Raw genomic sequence first — 20,796 nt, forward strand, 5'->3', positions numbered from 1 at the left:
TTGAACGACACTCAGAATAATTGATCTAACGCAATGAATTAATAATTGGTTAATCTGGTATCGGTAATGCTGTAGTGTATTTGATTTTTTCCATTGCAAAACTCGATGTCACATCAATCAACCCGGGAATACCATTAACCATACGCTTGTAGAAAAGATCATAACTTTTCATATCCACAACTTCTACGTGCATTAAATAATCACACTCACCAGCCATACGATAAAAAGCCAAGACTTCTGGCATTTGCTTTATAAATGCAACAAATTGCTCATACCAACCACTGCTATGCTGCTGAGTTCTGATCATAACAATCACTGTCAGCCCTAATCCTAATTTTTCGCTATCAAGCAAAGCAACTTTGCCAACGATATAGCCTTCATCTTCAAGTCGTTTTAACCGTTTCCAACAAGGAGTAGAGGTAAGATTAACAGCTTCCGCCAATGCATTCAGAGACAGGCTACAATCTTTCTGTAGTAACTTAAGCAACTTGCGGTCTGTTTTATCCAACATAGCTACCTCTTATAGAAAATTTTCCTACAAAGAAACCATATATTAAGAAAAATAACAATCTATTTCTCCCAGTATCAAGTTAATCTACCCGCTGCCAATTACTTTTAAATTATAGAGTTAATAATTAATGTCACACAGTTGGACCACCAAGGCAATCAGAGAGATTCAAGCAGACCATCAACGCAGCTCTGACACTCATCTTATCCGCCTTAATTTGCCAGTTTTTCCAGGCATCCATTTATATCTAAAAGATGAAAGCACCCATCCAACCGGCAGTCTGAAACATAGGCTTGCTCGTTCTTTATTCCTTTACGCACTTAGTAATGGTTGGATAAAGGAAGGTACCCCGGTTATTGAATCCTCATCGGGTAGCTCTGCTGTATCCGAAGCCTATTTTGCCCGCCTGCTTGGGCTACCTTTTATTGCTGTTATGCCCTCATACACTGCGAAACGTAAAATTCAGGAAATTGAATTTTATGGGGGTAAATGCCATTTTGTTAACCATTCAGCACAAATATATGACGAGTCAGAACGACTAGCGAAAGAACTAAATGGTCATTATATGGATCAATTTACCTACGCCGAACGAGCAACAGACTGGCGAGGTAACAACAATATTGCTGAAAGTATTTTTCGCCAGATGCAAATGGAACCATTTCCTGAACCAGATTATATTGTTATGAGCGCTGGTACTGGGGGAACTTCTGCAACTTTAGGACGCTATATCCGTTACCAAGGGCATAACACTAAACTAATTGTTGTCGATCCAGAAAACTCTATATTTTATGACTATTACCGTCAAAATTGCTGTGATATTCGTGGCAATTATAGCAGCAAGATTGAGGGTATTGGCCGCCCTAGAGCAGAGCCTTCTTTTATTCCCTCAGTCATTGATGACATGATCCAAATACCCGATTGCGCCAGCATTGCAACAATTTACTGGTTGGAAAAATTACTAGGCAGAAAAGTTGGCGCATCTACGGGGACTAATGTCTGGGGAGCTCTTCTGCTTGCTAACCAAATGCATGAGCGTGGAGAACAAGGTGCAATAGTAACTTTACTGTGCGACAGTGGTGAACGTTATCTCGATACTTATTACAATCCAGATTGGGTAAAAAATAACATCGGCGATATCTCACCTTATCTCAAACAACTACCCAATTTCTGTAGTTATAAGTAACATAACCATTTTATTCCAATGAGGATGTTACAATGAGACGAGCTGTTGTTGTATTCAGTGGGGGGCAAGATTCCACTACCTGCCTGATTCAGGCAATTAATCAATATGATGAAGTACATTGTGTCACTTTTGATTATGGTCAACGCCATCGTGCCGAAATTGATGTTGCACGTAATATCAGTCATTCTCTTGGTGCTGTCGCACATAAAGTACTGGATGTCACATTACTTAACGAATTGGCTCTCAGCAGTCTGACTCGTGATAATATTCCTGTTCCCGATTACAATGAAAGTGAAAAAAGTGCCATACCCAGTACATTTGTCCCTGGCCGTAATATCTTATTCCTGACGCTGGCTGCTATATATGCTTACCAAGTTGAAGCCGAAGCAGTCATTACCGGCGTATGCGAAACTGATTTTTCCGGCTACCCTGATTGCCGTGATGAATTTGTCAAGGCACTGAATAAAGCAGTAAGCCTTGGCATTGCCCGTAATATCCGCTTTGAGACGCCATTGATGTGGCTCAACAAAGCTGAAACTTGGGCATTGTCCGACTACTACCAGCATTTAGACTTTATTCGTAGTCAGACATTGACTTGCTACAACGGTATTCAAGGTAATGGGTGTGGTACATGTGCAGCTTGTCATCTCAGAGCTAACGGATTAGAACAATATCTCAATGCGCCTGAGAAAATTATGACTGAAATGAAAGCAAAAACACATTTAGTTTAATCCAAATGGCAATGAGAGCTTTTTCCTCTCATTGTCCTGTTTGCACCAAAACTCCCATTATTTCACGTAATTCACCTTCAATAGACAAAGCTCTTTGTGTTTTCCTATCAATCCAGACAAACGTAGTTTTAGCATCTGCAATGAGTTGATTATTCCTCTTGCGTATAATTTCTTGAGAAAATACGCCACTCCTGTTTCTCAGCTCCGTCAACCGGCAATCCACCTCTAATTCATCACCAAGAACCGCTGAACTGCGATAATTAATATTAATATTAACCACTGCAAACCCAACATTGTTTTTCTGTATCCATTCCACTACAGAGTGTTTATGCAGCCACTCCCATCGAGCACTTTCTAGAAATTCCAAGTAGCGAGCATTGTTCACATGTTGAAATAAATCTATATGATAACCATGAACTTTTATAACTGAACTCATAATATTGCCTTAATGTTAATGTCACTCGTCTGATCAAGCTGATTTCACAATAGCAAAACAAAAAATTCATACTAATTAAAGTGATTTATTTGCAACCTTGATCACAACATCCTCATTCACAAAATAAATCATGAATAAGGATGAGGGAAATATATACTAGTAGCTTAACTTATTTCTGTTTCGTTCAACGAAAACTGGCCCTATTCCCTGAACCTCTTGTAATTGTTCCACCGTAGTAAATGCACCATGTTTTTCCCGATATTCAACAATCACCTGTGCTTTTTTTACTCCAATACCATTCAGTGCTTTTGCTAACTCTTCTGCACTTGCAGTATTAATATTCACCTTTCCTTTTTCCTCTACTTTCAAAGCTTCCTGCTGCTGTAGCTGCTTTTCTGATGAAGAATGGCTAGTAGTACTGACTGTTTTAGCTACTTTGTCTTTTACTTGTTCGGCGGCAATCGCAAATTGTCCGCCACACGCATAAAGCAAGCCAGCAACCAGAACAGATAAAATTCCCGATTTTTTCATATATGAATTCCTCCATGTTTTATTAGCGAGAAAAAGATTGCCACAGATAAATTTGAGCACAATGGACGAAGATCAGATATGCGAAAGGCCGCGAAAGCGGCCTTTATTGACAAGATAATTACAAAGATATTTGCGATACTCTCCGCAAATTTTTATTCGATATGACCTAACTTAATTTTGGCTTTTTCACGCAGACTTATCAGCAAAGATTCCAGCATAGCGTTACCCATTTCACTCTGGTAAACACCCGTCATGTTTTTAATTTGTTCCTCCGATACAACACCTGGAGTCACTTTATCCAGTTGAATCAGCACAACGTCATCCAAACTATTTTTCGTCAAACCATATTCTGCCTGACCTTCTTTTGGCTGTGGTAACGCGAATACTGCATTAACTAACATATTATCTTGAGATGTACGCTGAATAACCTGGGGTTCACCAAACTGAATACCTGCATTTTTCAAGGCTTGCTCACCTTTACCTTCCTTTAAGGCGGCCAGTAAATTATCGCTTTCGACTTGAAGTTGTTTTTCAGCTTTCTGACGTTTAACCAGTTCAGTAACCTGTTCTTTAACTTTTTCGAAGGGTTGTACTGTTTCTGGTTTATAATTGTCTACACGCAGAACAAATGCACGATCACCTTCAACGGAGATAACATCAGAGTTAGTTCCTGTTGGCCCCTGCCCATCAACAAGATTGCCTTCAAAAATGGCATGAATAACAGAACTAAAGTTAATCTCTGCCGGCACATGATTACGATCAAACCAATCAGTCGTCACAACCTTAATACCTGAAATTTCCTCAGCAGCAGCTAAAGATTCATTATCGCTGGTAGCAGCGTCACTGACTTTCTGTTGCAGAGCATAGAAAGCATCTACTGCTTTTTCCTGCTTAACCGTTTTTTCAATTTCAGAGCGAACTTCAGATAAGGGTTTAATTATTTGAGGTTTAATCTCATCCAAATGGAAAATAGCGAAGCCATTAAGAACCTTAACCAAAGAAGAAATTTGGCCTTTCTCTTTTAAATTAGCTTGTCTCAACTCTTCAGGAAGAGCATCTTCTTCCATCCAGCCGATATCACCGTGATTTTTCGCTGAAAATTTATCGGTGGACTTTTCAGCCGCCAATTTACCAAAATCAGCACCTTTATTTAGCTCATCAACTACTGTTTTAGCCTCAGCTTCAGTTGCAAGCTGAATTAAACTGTACTTTTTCTGCTCTGGTTGTGTATAGCGTTTTAAGTTGTGCTCATAGTAAGCATCAATGTCAGCAGACGTAGCGGAAACCTTATTCATTTCATCTACAGCATCCATTTTGATATAGCTGACTTTCACTTCCTCAGGAGCAATAAAGCTGCTCTTATTCAGATTATAGTAATCTTGCAAATCTTTATCTGTTACTTCCTGCTGCGCCTGAATTTTCTTCAGCTCCAGTGTAGCCAAACGGGCGGTTCTCTGTTGCAAAAACAATTCAGCATTGAGTTTCACTTCACTCGGCAAAGCTATTTCACTACCAGAAAAAGCCATAATTAATTGTTGATTAACTAAATTCTGACGTGTTTGTTCAGCAAAAAGATCCGGACTCATATTGGAACGGTTGAGCAACTCCAGATATTTGTTGTTATCAAATTTACCATTTATCTGAAAGTAAGAAGTATTTCGGATAAAATCCTTAACTTGCTCATCACTGGCAGATAAACCTAATTCACGGGAATATTGTTCAATTAATACATTATTAATTAGACGCTCCAAAGCCTGATTACGAATCTGCTTCATGCTTTGTTCGTCACTTGCCAACACAGAGAATTTATCTCCCAATTGATCTTTCAAGGTGTCTCTCTCTTGCTGAAACACCCTCTCCAATTCAACACGACTGATAGTCTGACCATTCACTTCGGCAGCATAACTACCAGCTCCACTTGTCAGGTAGCCCCCAACTCCCGTCAAAACAAAAGACAGGATAATGAGAGCCAGCACGATTTTAAGCACAGGACTGTTTGCCGCCGTGCGTAGGTTGTCCATCATAAAGAGGCAAAACTCCGCTTTGGTGAAATTGAAAATACCATATTACGCTAATTCAAGCGCTAAGAGAAAAAAAGCGCACCAATCAATTGATGCGCTTCTATTTTAACTTACCAAACCTATCTCGTCAGTCTATTGTTTGCCAATATACCCGTCATCTTTCAAGTTGCCTCTTTGTTGGCTGCACTCACTCACCCCGGTCACATCGTTCTCTATGCTCCCGGGGATTCGCTCCCTTGCCGTCGCGATCCATCTTGAAATCCATAGGGTATATAACAAGAACTGATAAACAATATTTGGTTTGTGTCACCCATTAACAGCGTCTTTCAAACCTTTACCTGGACGGAAAGCAGGTACTTTAGCCGCAGCAATTTTGAGCTCTTTTCCTGTTTGAGGGTTACGGCCTGTACGTGCAGAACGTTCACGAACAGCAAAAGTACCGAATCCCACCAGAGCAACATCATCACCATCCTTCAATGCACCCGTTACAGAAGAAATGAATGCATCTACTACACGCCCCGCAGCTACTTTAGAAATATTAGAGTCAGCAGCAATTTTGTCGATCAGTTGTGATTTATTCACTCTTATCATCCCCATATAGTTTTTACTACCGCATCAGAATCCCAACGGATAACCCGATAGCAGTGCCGTTATATCAATCCTTTCCGATATTGGCAAGAAATCATAAGACAACAAAATATTTATTAAGCAGTTTATCCAAGTTAATAATATAAAAAAGCTGGTAAGCCTGAATTCACTTACCAGCCTATATTTCATTCATACTTATTGAAAAAGTTCACTATTTTTGTATTACTTGACTGACACTAATTCTACGCCAAACGCAGGGTTCTGCAATGTAATAGACAAAACATCTTCAATACGTTTAACTGGATGGATCTGTAGATCTGCAACAATGTTCTGGGGAATTTCTTCCAGATCACGTTTATTCTCTTCCGGAATTAAGACTGTTTTAATTCCACCTCGATGGGCAGCTAATAGTTTCTCTTTCAAGCCACCGATTGGCAGAACTAAACCACGCAACGTGATTTCACCCGTCATAGCAACATCCGCCCGAACTGGATTACCGGTCAGACAGGAGACTAATGCTGTACACATGGCGATACCCGCACTTGGGCCATCTTTTGGCGTCGCACCTTCCGGAACATGGACATGAATATCCCGTTTCTCATAGAAATCAGAGTTGATACCCAACTTATCAGCACGAGCACGAACAACTGTTAATGCTGCCTGAATGGATTCCTGCATAACCTCACCGAGTGAGCCGGTATAGGTTAGTTTACCTTTCCCTGGAACACACGCGGTTTCAATGGTCAGTAAATCACCACCAACCTCAGTCCATGCAAGCCCTGTGACCTGACCAATACGGTTTTCTGTATCTGCACGGCCATAATCCACACGTTGAACACCCAAATAATCTTTCAAGTTATCTGCATTGATTTCAATATGTTTTAAATTTTTATCCATTAACAATGTCTTCACCGTCTTACGGCACAACTTAGAAATTTCTCTCTCTAAACTACGCACTCCGGCTTCACGAGTATAATAACGGATAATGCCAATAATAGCACTGTCATCAATAATTAATTCATTTCTTTTCAGAGCATTACGTTCAATCTGCTTAGGCAGCAAATGACGCTTGGCAATATTTAACTTTTCATCTTCGGTATAACCGGAAAGACGAATAATCTCCATGCGATCCAACAATGGTGCTGGAATATTCATAGAATTGGATGTTGCAACAAACATGACATCTGACAAATCGTAATCGACTTCCAGATAATGATCGTTAAATGCCACGTTCTGTTCTGGGTCCAAAACTTCCAATAAGGCAGAAGCTGGATCACCACGCATATCGGACGACATCTTATCAATCTCGTCCAGTAGGAATAGGGGATTTTTCACTCCAACTTTGGACATTTTTTGAATCAATTTGCCCGGCATAGAGCCAATATAGGTACGGCGATGACCACGAATTTCCGCTTCATCACGGACCCCACCCAATGCCATACGCACATATTTCCGCCCGGTCGCTCGTGCAATAGACTGACCTAAAGAGGTTTTACCCACCCCAGGAGGACCAACCAGACATAAAATCGGTCCTTTAATTTTGCTAATTCGGCTTTGTACTGCTAGATACTCAAGGATACGCTCTTTCACACGCTCTAAACCATAATGGTCGGTATCCAGAGTTTCCTGAGCTTTAACTAAATCTTTTTTAACTTTACTGCGAGCAACCCACGGAACCTGCACCATCCAATCGATGTAGCTACGGACAACCGTCGCTTCCGCCGACATAGGAGACATCATTTTCAGTTTTTGCAATTCAGCTTCGGCTTTTTCACGAGCTTCTTTGGGCATTTTTGCCGCTTCAATTTTGCGCTTCAGGGTTTCATACTCATCAGGCGCATCATCCATTTCACCCAGTTCTTTTTGAATCGCTTTCATCTGCTCATTCAGGTAGTACTCGCGCTGGCTTTTTTCCATTTGTTTTTTCACGCGGTTACGGATGCGCTTTTCTACCTGTAACAAATCAATTTCTGATTCCATCATTGCCATCAGATATTCAAGACGCTCAACGACATCAGACATTTCCAAAACAGTCTGTTTATCACTGAGCTTCAATGGCATATGCGCAGCAATTGTATCAGCTAATTTAGCTGCATCTTCAACACTGTGTAGCGAAGTCAAAACCTCTGGCGGGATTTTCTTATTTAGCTTAATGTAGCCTTCAAACTGATTAATAGCTGTCCTGATCATAACTTCCTGCTCACGTTCATCAACGATCGGTGAGTCAAGATACTCAGCATGAGCAGAAAAATGTTCGCCATTGTCAGTCAGAGTTGTAATGCGGGCACGTTTCAACCCTTCAACAAGCACTTTTACGGTGCCGTCAGGCAATTTTAACATTTGTAAAATAGAAGCTACTGTACCAACGGAGAAAAGGTCATTAACCCCTGGCTCATCAGTCGAAGCTTCTTTTTGCGCAACCAACATGATTTGTTTGTCATGATCCATTGCTACTTCTAGGCAGTGAATAGACTTCTCACGCCCTACAAACAATGGGATCACCATATGCGGGTAAACCACCACATCGCGCAGAGGCAATACAGGGATTTCTATGCGTTCGGAACGCTCAAGATTCATAGAGCTCTCTCTTCGTTTAGCTTTCGCCAGTTTTTAGGGAATCTCGTGAAACGCGGTTCTCACGAGTTTCACTCCATAGAATATAAAATATATGGGGACAGGAATTTGACATTCAATAGTATGATACTTTAATAAAAATAAAATGAGGGTAGTCCCCTCATTTTATTCAATAATATCTCGTTTAGTGAATTCCCTATCCTAGACTCAATTATTCACCAGAAACCTGGGCATCCGGTTTGCTGTAAATCAGTAAAGGCGCAGATTGACCATTGACAACCGATTCATCTACAACAACTTTCCCAACGTTTTCCATTGATGGCAGATCATACATAGTGTCCAACAATGCGCCTTCAACGATAGAACGCAGGCCGCGGGCACCAGTCTTACGAACCATTGCTTTCTTAGCAATAGCTGTCAGGGCTTCACTTCTGAATTCCAGATCAACACCTTCAAGGTTAAACAGTGCTTGATACTGCTTGGTCAACGCATTCTTAGGCTCTTTCAAAATCTGGATCAACGCATCCTCACTCAATTCACTGAGCGTGGCAACAACAGGTAACCGCCCAATAAATTCAGGGATAAGACCAAATTTGATGAGATCTTCTGGCTCAGCCTGTGCAAGCAATTCGCCTTCAGTCGCTTTTTCTGACTCACCTTTGACTTTCGCACCAAACCCAATACCTGTACTGGTATTTAGACGCTGACCAATCACTTTATCCAGACCTGCAAACGCACCGCCACAAATAAACAAGATCTTAGAGGTATCTACCTGCAAAAACTCCTGTTGTGGATGTTTACGCCCCCCCTGAGGAGGAACCGCCGCAATTGTACCTTCAATCAGTTTCAGCAGCGCTTGCTGTACGCCCTCACCTGAAACATCCCGAGTAATTGACGGGTTATCAGATTTACGTGAAATCTTGTCAATTTCATCAATGTAAACAATACCGCGCTGAGCTTTTTGCACATCGTAGTCACATTTTTGCAGTAATTTCTGAATAATGTTTTCTACGTCTTCTCCCACATATCCCGCTTCAGTCAGCGTAGTCGCATCTGCCATAGTAAAAGGAACATCAAGATAACGGGCCAATGTTTCAGCCAATAGTGTTTTACCACTCCCTGTCGGCCCAATCAGCAGGATATTACTTTTACCTAATTCAACACCGTTACTGGTATCGCCATTACGTAACCGCTTGTAATGGTTATAAACAGCAACCGCCAACACTTTTTTCGCCGTTTCCTGACCAATTACATAATCATCCAAATGCTGACGAATTTCATGAGGCGTTGGTAATGCATTACGCTCACGATGTGGTACAAGCTCTTTAATTTCTTCGCGAATGATGTCGTTACATAAATCCACACATTCATCGCAGATATACACTGACGGGCCAGCAATCAATTTTCTCACTTCATGTTGGCTTTTCCCGCAGAAAGAGCAATACAGCAGCTTTCCTGAACCGTCTTTGCGCTTATCTGTCATCAGTCACAACCTCACTTTATCAACTGCTCACCCAGATTCGTCTGGCAAAGCAGGAAACTTCTGCTATTACCCCGAACGTCATAGCCTTACCAAGTGGTAAGCCGAATGTTTATATTATAGCTTCTGGGAATAATAAATTAATCGCGATGGGTGAAAATCTTATCAACCAATCCATATTCTACGGCTTCGTCTGCTGACAAGAAACGATCACGTTCTGTATCTTTCGCGATCTCTTCAATAGGTCTTCCCGTATGTTTTGCCATCAACTCATTCATACGCGATTTCACTTTCAGTATTTCCTGAGCGTGAATTTCAATATCTGTAGCTTGCCCCTGGAAACCGCCTAATGGCTGATGAATCATAACCCGGGAATTTGGCAAACAGATACGTTTTCCCTTTGCCCCAGCAGTCAACAAGAATGCTCCCATTGAACATGCCTGCCCCATACAAATAGTACTGACATCCGGTTTAATAAACTGCATCGTATCATAGATGGACATTCCCGCAGTAATCACACCACCTGGTGAATTGATATATAAGAAAATATCTTTTTCCGGATTCTCTGCTTCAAGAAACAACATCTGAGCTGCAACCAGATTTGCCATGTGATCTTCAACCTGACCGGTCAGGAAAATAATACGCTCTTTTAATAAGCGAGAATAGATATCGTATGAACGTTCTCCACGAGCAGTCTGTTCAACTACCATCGGCACCAAAGCCATGTGAGGCGCATATTGATCCCGCTTGTCGCTATATGACATTTTCGTCTCCTAATAGAATTCATGTTGGTGCCATTCATAACCAATTCTACTTGAGATAAGCGATGATGACCATGATTCAAAGTTAGCCAATCAAGGGGGAATCCCCCTGAAAAATTTTGCAATCATATACATAATATTAAAAAGGATCTGAGGGTAAACCCACTTTTTTCAAGAAAAATCTTGCCTCTTATTTATAAAAAAACCCGCAGGTTAATCTGCGGGTTCATTCCACTGAGATGATAAATTCATTATCTCATGACAAAACTAAAGCTTATGCCATTTGATTCTGATTCATTAACTCATTGAAAGTTGTTTCTTTTTCAGAAACTTTTGCTTTACCCAGAAGAACTTCAACAGCTTGTTCTTCTAAAGCAACATTACGAACATTATTCATCAATTCTTGGTTTTTACCATAGAATTCGATCACTTCTTGAGGAGCTTCATAGGCAGAAGCCATTTCCTCAATTAATGCTTTAACACGTTCTTCATCAGCTTTCAATTCATTACTACTGATAACTTCGCCTAATAACAAACCAACAACAACGCGACGCTTAGCCTGTTCTTCAAACAGTTCACGAGGCAGTTCCAAAGCTTGTTTTTCATTGCCGCCGAAACGCTGAGCAGATTGACGGCGCAGAACATCAATTTCGCTATCAACAACAGCAGCAGGAACTTCGATTTCGTTAACTTTAACTAATCCCTCGATAACCTGAGATTTAATACGGTTACGAACTGCATTTTTCAGTTCACGTTCCATATTTTTACGTACTTCTGCACGCAGACCATCAACAGTGCCATCAGCAATACCGAAACGTTTGATGAATTCTTCATTAAACTCTGGCAGCTCACGCTGTTCCACTTTTTTCAACGTGATTGCAAACTTAGCAGCTTTACCTTTCAGATTTTCAGCGTGATAATCTTCTGGGAAATTCACATCAATGGTAAATTCTTCCCCAGCTTTATGGCTAATGATACCCTCTTCAAAACCTGGGATCATACGACCCTGCCCCATAGCCAGAACAAAATCAGAAGCCTTACCGCCTTCAAACTCTTCACCATCGATAGAACCATTGAAGTCAACAGTCACACGATCTTCTGCACTAACAGCTTCTTCAGTTTCTTTCCAATTAACCTGCTGCTTACGCAATGTTTCCAGCATTGCATCAACATCTTCGTCTTTTACTTCAACAACGGGCTTTTCAACTTCAATAGATTCCAGATCTTTCAATTCAATTTCTGGATAAACTTCAAACTCTACAGAGTAAGTAAAATCTTCACCATTTTTGAATTGTTCTGGTGCATAACTTGGCGCACCTGCTGGATTAATTTTTTGTTCGATGATTGCATTAATAAAGTTACGTTGCATCAGATCACTCAGAACGTCCTGAATGACAGAAGCACCGTAACGTTGTTTAACAACGTTCATAGGCACTTTGCCTTTACGGAAACCATCGATACGAACTTTTTTTGCTACATTGACCAACTCACTACTAACTGCTTTCTCAACATCGGCAGCAGGAACGGTGATTGTCACACGACGCCCAAGGCCTTGAGTGGTTTCAACAGAAACTTGCATCTTTTTACCTCAAAAAAATCATAGTGCTCGGTCAACTCCAGAGACCATACAACCAGCACATATTTTATGTGCCAATCGCAACACTCTCTACGAACCGGGGCGGTCGCATTTAAAAACCGAGAATCCCTGATGTCAGAAGCGTCCCGAAACCATTCTAAAAATTAGACGCGACATTATAGCGATGCAGAGGGTGTGAGTCGAGAATTGCTGAAAAAAGCCCGAACTATTCATCAACTTCACAGGATAACGACTATTCAACGGCTAAATTTGCATCCAAAATGTATCATATATATACCCTATGGATTTCAAGATGGATCGCGACGGCAAGGGAGCAAATCCCCGGGAGCATAGATAACGATGTGACCGGGATGAGCGAGGGCAGCCAACAAAGAGGCAACTTGAAAGATGATGGGTATAAAACGTAAAAACGGCCCGAAGACCGTTCACTGGATTTATTCAGTTGTGTAAGAAAACGCCCCAAATTAAGCATCGATCAGCAGATTTCAGGCAACAATATTACCCCCACGACATGCCGGTGACGCTAAAACAGTATCCTGTAATTCATTCCACTCTTTTTCTGTATAGGTATGCAACGCCAAAGCATGAACACCTGCGGACAATTCTGCCGATAATACGCTGTAAACAGAACGATGGCGATTTAGCATACGTTCACCAGCAAATTTATTGCTGATGATTACGACTTTAAAATGGCTTTCAGAACCTATGGGTACATTGTGACGATAACTTTCATCAATGACCTCAAGATATGAGGGATTAAATGCAACCTGTAATTTCTCTTCTATATCCTGATACACCATATCATTCCCCTTAACCACACAGTAGTCATACTGCCAACCATACTAATAATTTTAGTCTATTCTCCATAAGTTATAGCATCAACGCATTAAAATATCTTTTAATCGAATCCCACATCATAAGGTTTTTATATGCGTTTACCCCATCAGAGATATGCCATGATCAAAAGGCAGTGCTATTATTGACGTAATTTATGCTATTGATAAGTATTACTGGATATCCTTATCACTGATGAGAAAATTAACATGTTGAAAAGAATCTTATTCCCACTCATTGCACTTTTTCTTCTTGCAGGCTGTGCAGCTCCCAGCAATACCCTGACCATCGAACCTAAAATTACATTGCCAACAGCAGACCCAACGATGGGTGCGATTACCATCAGTATCAGCGGTGCCGACAATCGTCAGTCTCAGACACTTGCTCAAGTTAACCGCAATGCAAAGCTGGAAATACTGAAACCATCCCGTGATCTGCGCTTTCTACTCCAGGAAATCCTGGAAAAACAGATGACCGCTCGTGGTTATATGATTGGCTCTCCGGCCAATGCCAATCTACAAATTATTGTGAACAATTTATATGCAGACGTTAAAGAAGGTAGCCTGCGCCATAATATTTCAACAAAAGCCGATATTTCCATCATTAGCACAGCGCAAAATGGCAGTAAACAAGTTAAGAATTATCGCACTAGCTATAATGTACAAGGTCCTTTAGGCGCAACTAATGAAAAAATTGCTGATGCAGTTAATACTGTATTATCAGAAGTCATAGCAGATATGGCTCAAGATCCTTCCATCAGCAATTTCATCAAACAAAATGCTCGCTAATTAAAGGATTAATTATTTACTCTGCCCGCCAAGGGCAGGGTCTTGGGAGGCTCATGTCTTATCGTTATCTCACCGTTTTTACCCAACATAACTCACGAATCCTGCTTTTATTCGGCTTTGTTTCTGGTTTACCGCTCGCACTGACTGCCAGCACCCTGCAAGCATGGATGACCGTTGAAGACATTGATCTTAAAACAATTGGCTTCTTTTCACTTGTCGGCCAAGCGTATGTTTTCAAATTTCTTTGGTCCCCTTTTATGGACCGCTTTATCCCCCCTTTTCTTGGACGTCGCCGTGGTTGGCTACTTGTTACACAGTTATTACTTATAGCCAGTATCGCGGCAATGGGCTTTCTCCAGCCATCTCAACATTTATGGTGGCTAGCCACACTGGCGGTAACCGTCGCTTTCTGTTCTGCATCACAGGATATCGTCTTTGATGCTTATAAAGCCGATTTATTGAGTAGCGAAGAGCGGGGTGTAGGTGCTGCCGTTTCGGTACTTGGTTATCGATTAGCCATGTTAGTTTCAGGCGGGTTAGCATTATGGATCGCAGACCGCTATATTGGCTGGCAACACACCTACTGGTTGATGGCTGGACTAATGCTGATTGGCGTCTATGCGACGTTAAAAGCTAGAGAACCTGAGATTGACGCTCTACCACCAAAAACACTCCAGCAAGCTGCAATAGAACCATTAACCGATTTTTTTAATCGCAATAATGCGTGGCTGATACTGCTGTTAATTGTCATGTATAAAATGGGGGATGCCTTTGCTGCCAGCCTAAGTACCCCATTTCTTATCCGTGGTATTGGTTTTGATGCTAGTGAAGTTGGAATGATCAACAAAACTCTGGGATTAACAGCAACTATCGTTGGTGCATTATATGGTGGTTATCTGATGCAACGATGGAGTTTATTCCGCTCTCTCATGATCTTTGGCATTCTTCAAGCGATTTCCAATATTGGATACTGGCTGTTATCCATTACTGACAAAAATATCTACACTATGGGCAGCGCCATTTTTCTGGAAAATATCTGTGGCGGAATGGGAACCGCTGCATTTGTTACCTTACTTATGGCGTTATGTCATAAATCATTCTCTGCAACACAGTTTGCTTTATTATCTGCCTTATCTGCTGTTGGACGCGTCTATGTCGGCCCAATCGCGGGTTGGTTCGTTGAGTTACATGGCTGGCCAAACTTCTATCTATTCTCTATAGCGGCCTCTGTTCCAGGCTTATTGCTGTTATTTATCTGCCGCCAGACTCTGGCTTATACCCAACAAGCTAACGATTTTATGCCACGTACTGAGTTTAGAAATTTCTATCGTCTAGCTCTTGGCTTACTATCATTTGCAAGCATCTTGCTCACGTTCTGGTTACTTACCATCACCACCAATGCTCTTAACTGGACTCATGCACCTTATCTGGCCGAAACATTACTATTATGGGGAGCACAGATTGGTATCACAGGCACCATTCTCGGCAGCTTTCTAGATTATCTCGCATTAAGAAGGAACAAATTGGCTTAAAAGGCGAAAATATTAAGTGACTTTATTAAAGGTTGACGACTGTCAGCCTTTGATATCTCTGCCCTCTTTTTAAATACTTAAGTGATAGCGATCACACTTCAAATAGTCATTTGCCCAAAAATGCTATTTTCGAGTGATTATTTGATTGTTCGATATTCATATCCGCGTAGAATTAGACTACCATTTTAAGGGTTATTTAATATAGCTTTAAAACCCAAAACCTCTTTTCATGGATGCGTTAGAGAAATTTATGAGAACAACCATTCTGGCTACTGCTTTATTCACCACCGTCTCAGTTCCAGCTTATGCTGAATATCAAGGGGGCTTTGCTAATATCAGCATGAACTACCTCGACTGGACTAGCCATACCACACACAAGTCAGGGCAAACCTCTCATAAAGACGACTTTGCCTACCTGGAACTGGAAGGCGGAGCCGGATTTAACTGGGGTGAATTATACGGGTTCTTTGATCTGGAAAATGCTTTCAACAAGCAGCATGCTGAACCAGGGGATAACCAAAGATACACTTTTAAAACAACCGGTCGTTTTTATCTGGCTGATACGGGTTTCAATCTCTATGGTCATGTTTATGGTACTTACTCCCTCCCAGGTACAGCACATGGCGGGAACTTCCATGAGGTAAATACCCTCTATGGTATTGGCTACAATACTGATTTCGCCGGTGTCTGGTTCAAACCGTTTGTTGCGCTGCACTATGTTGACCAAACTTTCTACTCCGGTAATAACGGCTATGTCGTTGGTTGGGTTGCGGGTTACGACTTTCAACTCTGGGAAGAAAAATTCAGCATAACTAACTGGAATGAAATAGAACTTAATCGGAATGAACGCTATGGCAACGGTGGACGGAACGGTACCAATGGTGCAATAGCGTTATGGTGGACACCTCACCAATCCTTCACAACCGGCATTCAATATCGATATGCCGATCATAAACTGGGTGAAGACTTCTGGCAGGATGGGATTGTTTACACTATCAAATATAATTTCTAATTATTGATTTTAATTGTGAGCTACCAAAAGTGGCTCACAATTAATTTAATTCTTAAATAAGATGGCCGCGGTGGAAATTTTTAAAGCAAATTTTTATATTTTTTTCCTCTTCTCTAAAAAATATAAAATAACTTTAATATAAATTCGTATTTCCGCCCTATTTCGTTACAATTAAATAACCTTTTCAAGCTAACTTCTGATTAATCCTCCATTTGCATGTGATCCCATCGACATAAAGGGTAACAACCCCTCAACTAACTATTACAAATGTTTACACTCCAGTAGCCTTACCGTAGAATGCCCGCACTGATGAAACGACAATAGAGCTTTTGTTATTTGGAGTCGTTAGATGAGACTTATGAAATACAATAAAAGTATTGGGATATTGTCAATACTAGCGGCTACTCTTGTGCTGAGTGGCTGCGATATGGTATTGATGAACCCTAAAGGCGCCATCGGCGCTGAACAAAAAACGCTGATACTCACGGCTATTGGCCTGATGCTGATCATCGTTATTCCGGTAATCATCATGGCATTCACTTTTGCCCTGCGTTACCGCGAAGCCAATAGAAGTGCTACCTATCGCCCTAACTGGGCACACTCAAATAAAATTGAGCTGGTAGTATGGACCGTTCCTATCATTATCATTATTATTTTAGCAACCATTACCTGGAAAACAACCCACGAGCTTGACCCATATAAGCCGCTGGTTAGCGATGAAAAACCCGTAACTATTGAAGTCATCTCTCTTGATTGGAAATGGCTATTCGTTTACCCGGAGCAAGGTATTGCTACAGTTAACGAAATTGCTTTTCCTACCGGAGTGCCTATTAACTTCAAAATCACCTCTGATTCCGTGATGAACTCATTCTTCATCCCGCAGTTAGGTGGTCAAATCTATGCAATGGCTGGTATGCAGACTAAACTTCACTTAATTGCCGATGAACCTGGCGTTTATAAAGGTTTGTCCAGTAGCTATAGTGGTCACGGCTTCTCTGGCATGAAATTTACTGCTACCGCTACCGCAGATCGGGAAAGTTTTGAACAATGGGTTCAAAAAGTGAAAGCCTCTCCCAAAACCTTGGATACCATGCAAGCATTTGATGAGTTAGCCAAACAAAGCCAGAATCATCCGGTTGAATACTTCTCAAGCGTTAAACCTAACCTGTATCAAGACATTATTGCCAAATTTATGGGCAACATGAATATGCATGGCGGCCACGGTGCAACAACAGGTCATAACATGAATATGAGCGAAACTGCTCATGCCGGAGTTGAGGAATAAAGTAATGTTGGGAAAATTAACACTTGATGCAATCCCACTGCATGAGCCCATTGTCATGGTTACTCTTGCAGGGATTCTCTTCGCAGGGCTCGCAATTGTCGGAGCCCTGACCTATTTCCGTAAATGGAAATGGCTATGGAGCGAGTGGTTAACCAGCGTTGACCACAAGAAAATCGGTATTATGTACATTATCGTGGCTCTGGTCATGATGCTCCGTGGCTTTGCCGATGCCATCATGATGCGTGGTCAACAGGCTGTCGCCTCTGCGGGTGAAGCAGGTTTCCTGCCTCCGCATCACTATGACCAGATTTTTACCGCCCACGGCGTCATCATGATTTTCTTCATGGCGACACCTTTTGTTGTCGGTCTGATGAACATCGTGGTTCCACTACAGATCGGCGCTCGTGACGTGGCATTCCCATTCCTGAACTCACTGAGCTTCTGGTTTTTCGTCGTCGGCGTTGCACTGATTAACATCTCTCTGGGTGTAGGTGAATTCGCTCAGACCGGCTGGTTAGCTTATCCTCCGCTCTCAGGTATAGAATATAGCCCAGGCGTTGGGGTCGATTATTGGATATGGAGTCTTCAGATATCCGGCATTGGTACCTTGCTGACAGGCGTTAACTTCTTTGCGACGATCCTGCGTATGCGTGCTCCTGGCATGTCCATGATGAAAATGCCTGTATTTTCTTGGGCAGCACTCTGTACTAACGTATTGATCATCGCCGCATTCCCGATTCTGACAGTTACCATTGCCCTGCTAACCTTTGACCGCTACATGGGCACCCATTTCTTCACCAATGATATGGGTGGCAACATGATGATGTACATCAACCTGATATGGGCTTGGGGTCACCCTGAAGTTTACATTCTGGTGTTGCCGGTCTTTGGTGTTTTCTCTGAAGTGACTGCGACGTTCTCGAAAAAACGACTGTTCGGCTATACATCTCTGGTATGGGCAACCATTGCCATTACCGTACTGTCGTTCATTGTATGGCTGCACCACTTCTTTACGATGGGCTCGGGTGCGAACGTTAACGCCTTCTTCGGCATAGCCACCATGATTATCTCGATTCCGACAGGCGTTAAGATCTTCAACTGGCTGTTCACCATGTATCGAGGCCGTATTGAGTATAAAACACCGATGCTGTGGACCGTTGGCTTCATCGTCACCTTCTCTATCGGTGGTATGACTGGCGTTCTGCTGGCAGTTCCAGGCGCAAACTTCGTTCTGCATAACAGCTTGTTCCTGATCGCACACTTCCATAACGTTATTATCGGTGGTGTTGTCTTCGGTTGTTTTGCCGGTACTGCTTACTGGTTCCCGAAAGCTTTCGGTTTCACACTGAACGAAAAATGGGGTATCCGCGCATTCTGGTTCTGGATTATCGGCTTCTTTATCGCCTTTATGCCAGTTTACGCGCTCGGCTTTATGGGGATGACTCGCCGTATTAGCCAAGATATCAACCCTGAATTCCATACTCTACTGGTCGTCTCCGCGATTGGTGTTGCACTGATTGCCGTTGGTATCCTGTGTCAGGTCATTCAGTTCTACGTTAGTATCCGTGACCGTGACCAAAACCGTGACCTGACCGGCGACCCTTGGGGCGGGCGTACTCTGGAGTGGGCAACATCTTCTCCACCACCGTTTTATAACTTTGCTGACGTTCCACATGTGCAAACGCGTGATGCATGGTGGGATATGAAAGAAAAAGGCACAGCTTATAAACGTCCTGCTAAGTATGAAGAAATTCATATGCCTAAAAATGCCGGTGCAGGTGTAATTATTGCTGGCTTCAGCTTGCTGTTTGGTTTCGCCATGATTTGGCATATCTGGTGGCTAGCTATCGCAAGCTTTGCGGGCATGATTATCACTTGGATTGCAAAAAGCTTTGATGAAGATGTTGATTACTACGTACCCGTTGCTGAAGTTGAGCAAATTGAGAATCAACACCATGAACAAATTAGCAAGGCAGGTCTGAACCATGTCAACTGAAACTATGACTAACCACAATCATGCCCACGAGCATCACGGGCACCACGATGCGGGAGCCACTAAAGTATTCGGTTTCTGGGTCTACTTGATGAGTGACTGTATTTTGTTCGCATGTCTATTTGCGACTTATGCAGTACTCGTTAACGGAACCGCAGGCGGCAAATCTGGTAAAGAGATTTTCGACCTCTCTTTCGTATTGGTCGAAACTTTCCTACTGTTATTCAGTAGTATCACTTATGGCTTTGCCATGTTAGGCATGAACAAAGGAAAAGTCGGCCAGGTTAACGCCTGGCTCGGTATGACTTTCCTGTTCGGCCTTGGCTTCGTGGCGATGGAATTGTACGAATTCCATCACCTGATTGTTGACGGCCACGGCCCTGACCGCAGTGCATTCTTGTCCGGATTCTTCGCACTGGTTGCTACTCACGGTATCCACGTTACCTGTGGTCTGGTCTGGATTATCATCATGATAATCCAAGTAACCCGCCGCGGTTTAACTGATGTAAATAAAACCCGTCTGAACTGCCTGAGCTTGTTCTGGCACTTCCTGGATGTGGTATGGATCTGTGTATTTACCGTTGTTTATCTGTTAGGAGCTATGTAATGAGTCATTCCAATACCGCTCATACTGGAGCTAGCCACGGTAGCCTGAAGTCTTATCTGATCGGCTTTGTTCTTTCGGTCATCCTGACAGTGATTCCGTTCTGGATGGTAATGGATGGTTCCGCCTCCCATACGACTATCCTGACAACAGTAGTCGCTCTGGCTGTGGTGCAGATTATTGTTCATTTTATTTACTTCCTGCACATGAACACTTCGTCAGAAGAGCGCTGGAACTTAGTCGCATTGCTGTTCACTATCTTGATTATCGGTATTGTTGTTGTTGGCTCACTATGGATTATGTACAACCTCAACATTAATATGATGGTTGATTAAAGA

The 20,796-nt window shown here is 42.1% G+C and carries 19 protein-coding genes; 9 read left to right on the top strand and 10 right to left on the bottom strand.

Annotation, left to right across the window (positions count from 1 at the left end):
- Positions 1–49: 49 nt before the first annotated feature.
- The gene (locus ACGF5R_RS02995; RefSeq protein ID WP_112877939.1) at positions 50–511 is read right to left on the bottom strand and encodes an Lrp/AsnC family transcriptional regulator; all 462 of its coding nucleotides are present in this window, start codon (positions 509–511) and stop codon (positions 50–52) included.
- A 127-nt stretch (positions 512–638) separates the two neighbouring features.
- Between ACGF5R_RS02995 and ACGF5R_RS03000 the strand changes: the two genes are divergently transcribed.
- Positions 639–1,691, top strand: coding sequence for a PLP-dependent cysteine synthase family protein (locus ACGF5R_RS03000; protein ID WP_112877938.1), 1,053 nt, complete (start codon positions 639–641; stop codon positions 1,689–1,691).
- A gap of 32 nt (positions 1,692–1,723) precedes the next feature.
- Entirely contained in the window at positions 1,724–2,422 is a 699-nt protein-coding gene (gene queC / locus ACGF5R_RS03005) for a 7-cyano-7-deazaguanine synthase QueC (protein ID WP_112877937.1), read from the top strand.
- Positions 2,423–2,450: 28 nt separating this feature from the next.
- Here queC and ACGF5R_RS03010 read toward each other — a convergent pair whose 3' ends face one another.
- The 9 genes from ACGF5R_RS03010 to bolA all read right to left on the bottom strand — a co-directional run bounded on the left by ACGF5R_RS03010 (position 2,451) and on the right by bolA (position 13,210).
- Complete coding sequence (locus ACGF5R_RS03010) at positions 2,451–2,858, bottom strand: thioesterase family protein (protein WP_112877936.1); 408 nt, start codon at positions 2,856–2,858, stop codon at positions 2,451–2,453.
- A 156-nt stretch (positions 2,859–3,014) separates the two neighbouring features.
- Positions 3,015–3,389 carry a ComEA family DNA-binding protein gene (locus tag ACGF5R_RS03015; protein WP_387689674.1) on the bottom strand — a complete coding sequence of 125 codons (375 nt, stop codon included), beginning with the start codon at positions 3,387–3,389 and terminating at the stop codon, positions 3,015–3,017.
- A gap of 152 nt (positions 3,390–3,541) precedes the next feature.
- Positions 3,542–5,413, bottom strand: coding sequence for a peptidylprolyl isomerase (gene ppiD / locus ACGF5R_RS03020; protein WP_387689676.1), 1,872 nt, complete (start codon positions 5,411–5,413; stop codon positions 3,542–3,544).
- A gap of 303 nt (positions 5,414–5,716) precedes the next feature.
- Positions 5,717–6,001, bottom strand: a complete 285-nt coding sequence (hupB, locus tag ACGF5R_RS03025; protein ID WP_275658143.1) for a nucleoid-associated protein HU-beta — start codon at positions 5,999–6,001, stop codon at positions 5,717–5,719.
- A 219-nt stretch (positions 6,002–6,220) separates the two neighbouring features.
- A complete protein-coding gene (gene lon / locus ACGF5R_RS03030; protein WP_387689678.1) occupies positions 6,221–8,575 on the bottom strand; it encodes an endopeptidase La in 2,355 nt (784 codons plus the stop codon).
- A 208-nt stretch (positions 8,576–8,783) separates the two neighbouring features.
- Positions 8,784–10,055 carry an ATP-dependent protease ATP-binding subunit ClpX gene (clpX, locus tag ACGF5R_RS03035; protein ID WP_112877931.1) on the bottom strand — a complete coding sequence of 424 codons (1,272 nt, stop codon included), beginning with the start codon at positions 10,053–10,055 and terminating at the stop codon, positions 8,784–8,786.
- A 137-nt stretch (positions 10,056–10,192) separates the two neighbouring features.
- Complete coding sequence (clpP, locus tag ACGF5R_RS03040) at positions 10,193–10,816, bottom strand: ATP-dependent Clp endopeptidase proteolytic subunit ClpP (protein ID WP_058588443.1); 624 nt, start codon at positions 10,814–10,816, stop codon at positions 10,193–10,195.
- A gap of 271 nt (positions 10,817–11,087) precedes the next feature.
- Positions 11,088–12,392: a trigger factor gene (gene tig, locus ACGF5R_RS03045; protein WP_112877930.1), complete on the bottom strand. Its 1,305-nt coding sequence runs from the start codon at positions 12,390–12,392 to the stop codon at positions 11,088–11,090.
- A gap of 503 nt (positions 12,393–12,895) precedes the next feature.
- On the bottom strand, positions 12,896–13,210 hold the full coding sequence (bolA, locus tag ACGF5R_RS03050) for a transcriptional regulator BolA (RefSeq protein ID WP_112877929.1): 315 nt from the start codon (positions 13,208–13,210) through the stop codon (positions 12,896–12,898).
- 243 nt (positions 13,211–13,453) lie between these two features.
- Between bolA and ACGF5R_RS03055 the strand changes: the two genes are divergently transcribed.
- From ACGF5R_RS03055 to ACGF5R_RS03085, 7 genes are all read left to right on the top strand, one after another.
- Positions 13,454–14,032, top strand: a complete 579-nt coding sequence (locus ACGF5R_RS03055; RefSeq protein WP_112877928.1) for a lipoprotein — start codon at positions 13,454–13,456, stop codon at positions 14,030–14,032.
- A 53-nt stretch (positions 14,033–14,085) separates the two neighbouring features.
- Positions 14,086–15,564 (top strand): muropeptide MFS transporter AmpG, encoded by a 1,479-nt coding sequence (gene ampG, locus ACGF5R_RS03060; protein ID WP_387689680.1) that lies wholly within the window; start codon positions 14,086–14,088, stop codon positions 15,562–15,564.
- Between the two features lie 250 nt (positions 15,565–15,814).
- Positions 15,815–16,576, top strand: coding sequence for an outer membrane protein OmpK (locus ACGF5R_RS03065; RefSeq protein ID WP_112894575.1), 762 nt, complete (start codon positions 15,815–15,817; stop codon positions 16,574–16,576).
- 349 nt (positions 16,577–16,925) lie between these two features.
- A complete protein-coding gene (gene cyoA / locus ACGF5R_RS03070) occupies positions 16,926–17,861 on the top strand; it encodes a cytochrome o ubiquinol oxidase subunit II (RefSeq protein ID WP_112877925.1) in 936 nt (311 codons plus the stop codon).
- A gap of 4 nt (positions 17,862–17,865) precedes the next feature.
- On the top strand, positions 17,866–19,857 hold the full coding sequence (cyoB, locus tag ACGF5R_RS03075) for a cytochrome o ubiquinol oxidase subunit I (RefSeq protein WP_112877924.1): 1,992 nt from the start codon (positions 17,866–17,868) through the stop codon (positions 19,855–19,857).
- Positions 19,847–20,461, top strand: a complete 615-nt coding sequence (locus ACGF5R_RS03080; RefSeq protein ID WP_112877923.1) for a cytochrome o ubiquinol oxidase subunit III — start codon at positions 19,847–19,849, stop codon at positions 20,459–20,461. Before cyoB ends, ACGF5R_RS03080 begins: the two co-directional genes overlap by 11 nt.
- Complete coding sequence (locus tag ACGF5R_RS03085) at positions 20,461–20,793, top strand: cytochrome o ubiquinol oxidase subunit IV (RefSeq protein ID WP_036775099.1); 333 nt, start codon at positions 20,461–20,463, stop codon at positions 20,791–20,793. Before ACGF5R_RS03080 ends, ACGF5R_RS03085 begins: the two co-directional genes overlap by 1 nt.
- The last annotated feature ends 3 nt before the right edge of the window (positions 20,794–20,796 follow it).

It is taken from the genome of Photorhabdus sp. RM71S, from assembly GCF_042879355.1.
Taxonomy (GTDB): domain Bacteria; phylum Pseudomonadota; class Gammaproteobacteria; order Enterobacterales; family Enterobacteriaceae; genus Photorhabdus; species Photorhabdus kayaii.

Coding starts and splice junctions, on each gene's coding strand:
- ACGF5R_RS03080 (WP_112877923.1), top strand. CDS start 19,847: ATGTCAACTGAAACTATGACTAACCACAATCATGCCCACGAGCATCAC.
- ACGF5R_RS03085 (WP_036775099.1), top strand. CDS start 20,461: ATGAGTCATTCCAATACCGCTCATACTGGAGCTAGCCACGGTAGCCTG.
- cyoA (WP_112877925.1), top strand. CDS start 16,926: ATGAGACTTATGAAATACAATAAAAGTATTGGGATATTGTCAATACTA.
- hupB (WP_275658143.1), bottom strand. CDS start 6,001: ATGATAAGAGTGAATAAATCACAACTGATCGACAAAATTGCTGCTGAC.
- clpX (WP_112877931.1), bottom strand. CDS start 10,055: ATGACAGATAAGCGCAAAGACGGTTCAGGAAAGCTGCTGTATTGCTCT.
- ACGF5R_RS03010 (WP_112877936.1), bottom strand. CDS start 2,858: ATGAGTTCAGTTATAAAAGTTCATGGTTATCATATAGATTTATTTCAA.
- ACGF5R_RS03065 (WP_112894575.1), top strand. CDS start 15,815: ATGAGAACAACCATTCTGGCTACTGCTTTATTCACCACCGTCTCAGTT.
- clpP (WP_058588443.1), bottom strand. CDS start 10,816: ATGTCATATAGCGACAAGCGGGATCAATATGCGCCTCACATGGCTTTG.
- bolA (WP_112877929.1), bottom strand. CDS start 13,210: ATGGTGTATCAGGATATAGAAGAGAAATTACAGGTTGCATTTAATCCC.
- ACGF5R_RS02995 (WP_112877939.1), bottom strand. CDS start 511: ATGTTGGATAAAACAGACCGCAAGTTGCTTAAGTTACTACAGAAAGAT.
- tig (WP_112877930.1), bottom strand. CDS start 12,392: ATGCAAGTTTCTGTTGAAACCACTCAAGGCCTTGGGCGTCGTGTGACA.
- ampG (WP_387689680.1), top strand. CDS start 14,086: ATGTCTTATCGTTATCTCACCGTTTTTACCCAACATAACTCACGAATC.
- lon (WP_387689678.1), bottom strand. CDS start 8,575: ATGAATCTTGAGCGTTCCGAACGCATAGAAATCCCTGTATTGCCTCTG.
- queC (WP_112877937.1), top strand. CDS start 1,724: ATGAGACGAGCTGTTGTTGTATTCAGTGGGGGGCAAGATTCCACTACC.
- ACGF5R_RS03000 (WP_112877938.1), top strand. CDS start 639: ATGTCACACAGTTGGACCACCAAGGCAATCAGAGAGATTCAAGCAGAC.
- ppiD (WP_387689676.1), bottom strand. CDS start 5,413: ATGATGGACAACCTACGCACGGCGGCAAACAGTCCTGTGCTTAAAATC.
- cyoB (WP_112877924.1), top strand. CDS start 17,866: ATGTTGGGAAAATTAACACTTGATGCAATCCCACTGCATGAGCCCATT.
- ACGF5R_RS03015 (WP_387689674.1), bottom strand. CDS start 3,389: ATGAAAAAATCGGGAATTTTATCTGTTCTGGTTGCTGGCTTGCTTTAT.
- ACGF5R_RS03055 (WP_112877928.1), top strand. CDS start 13,454: ATGTTGAAAAGAATCTTATTCCCACTCATTGCACTTTTTCTTCTTGCA.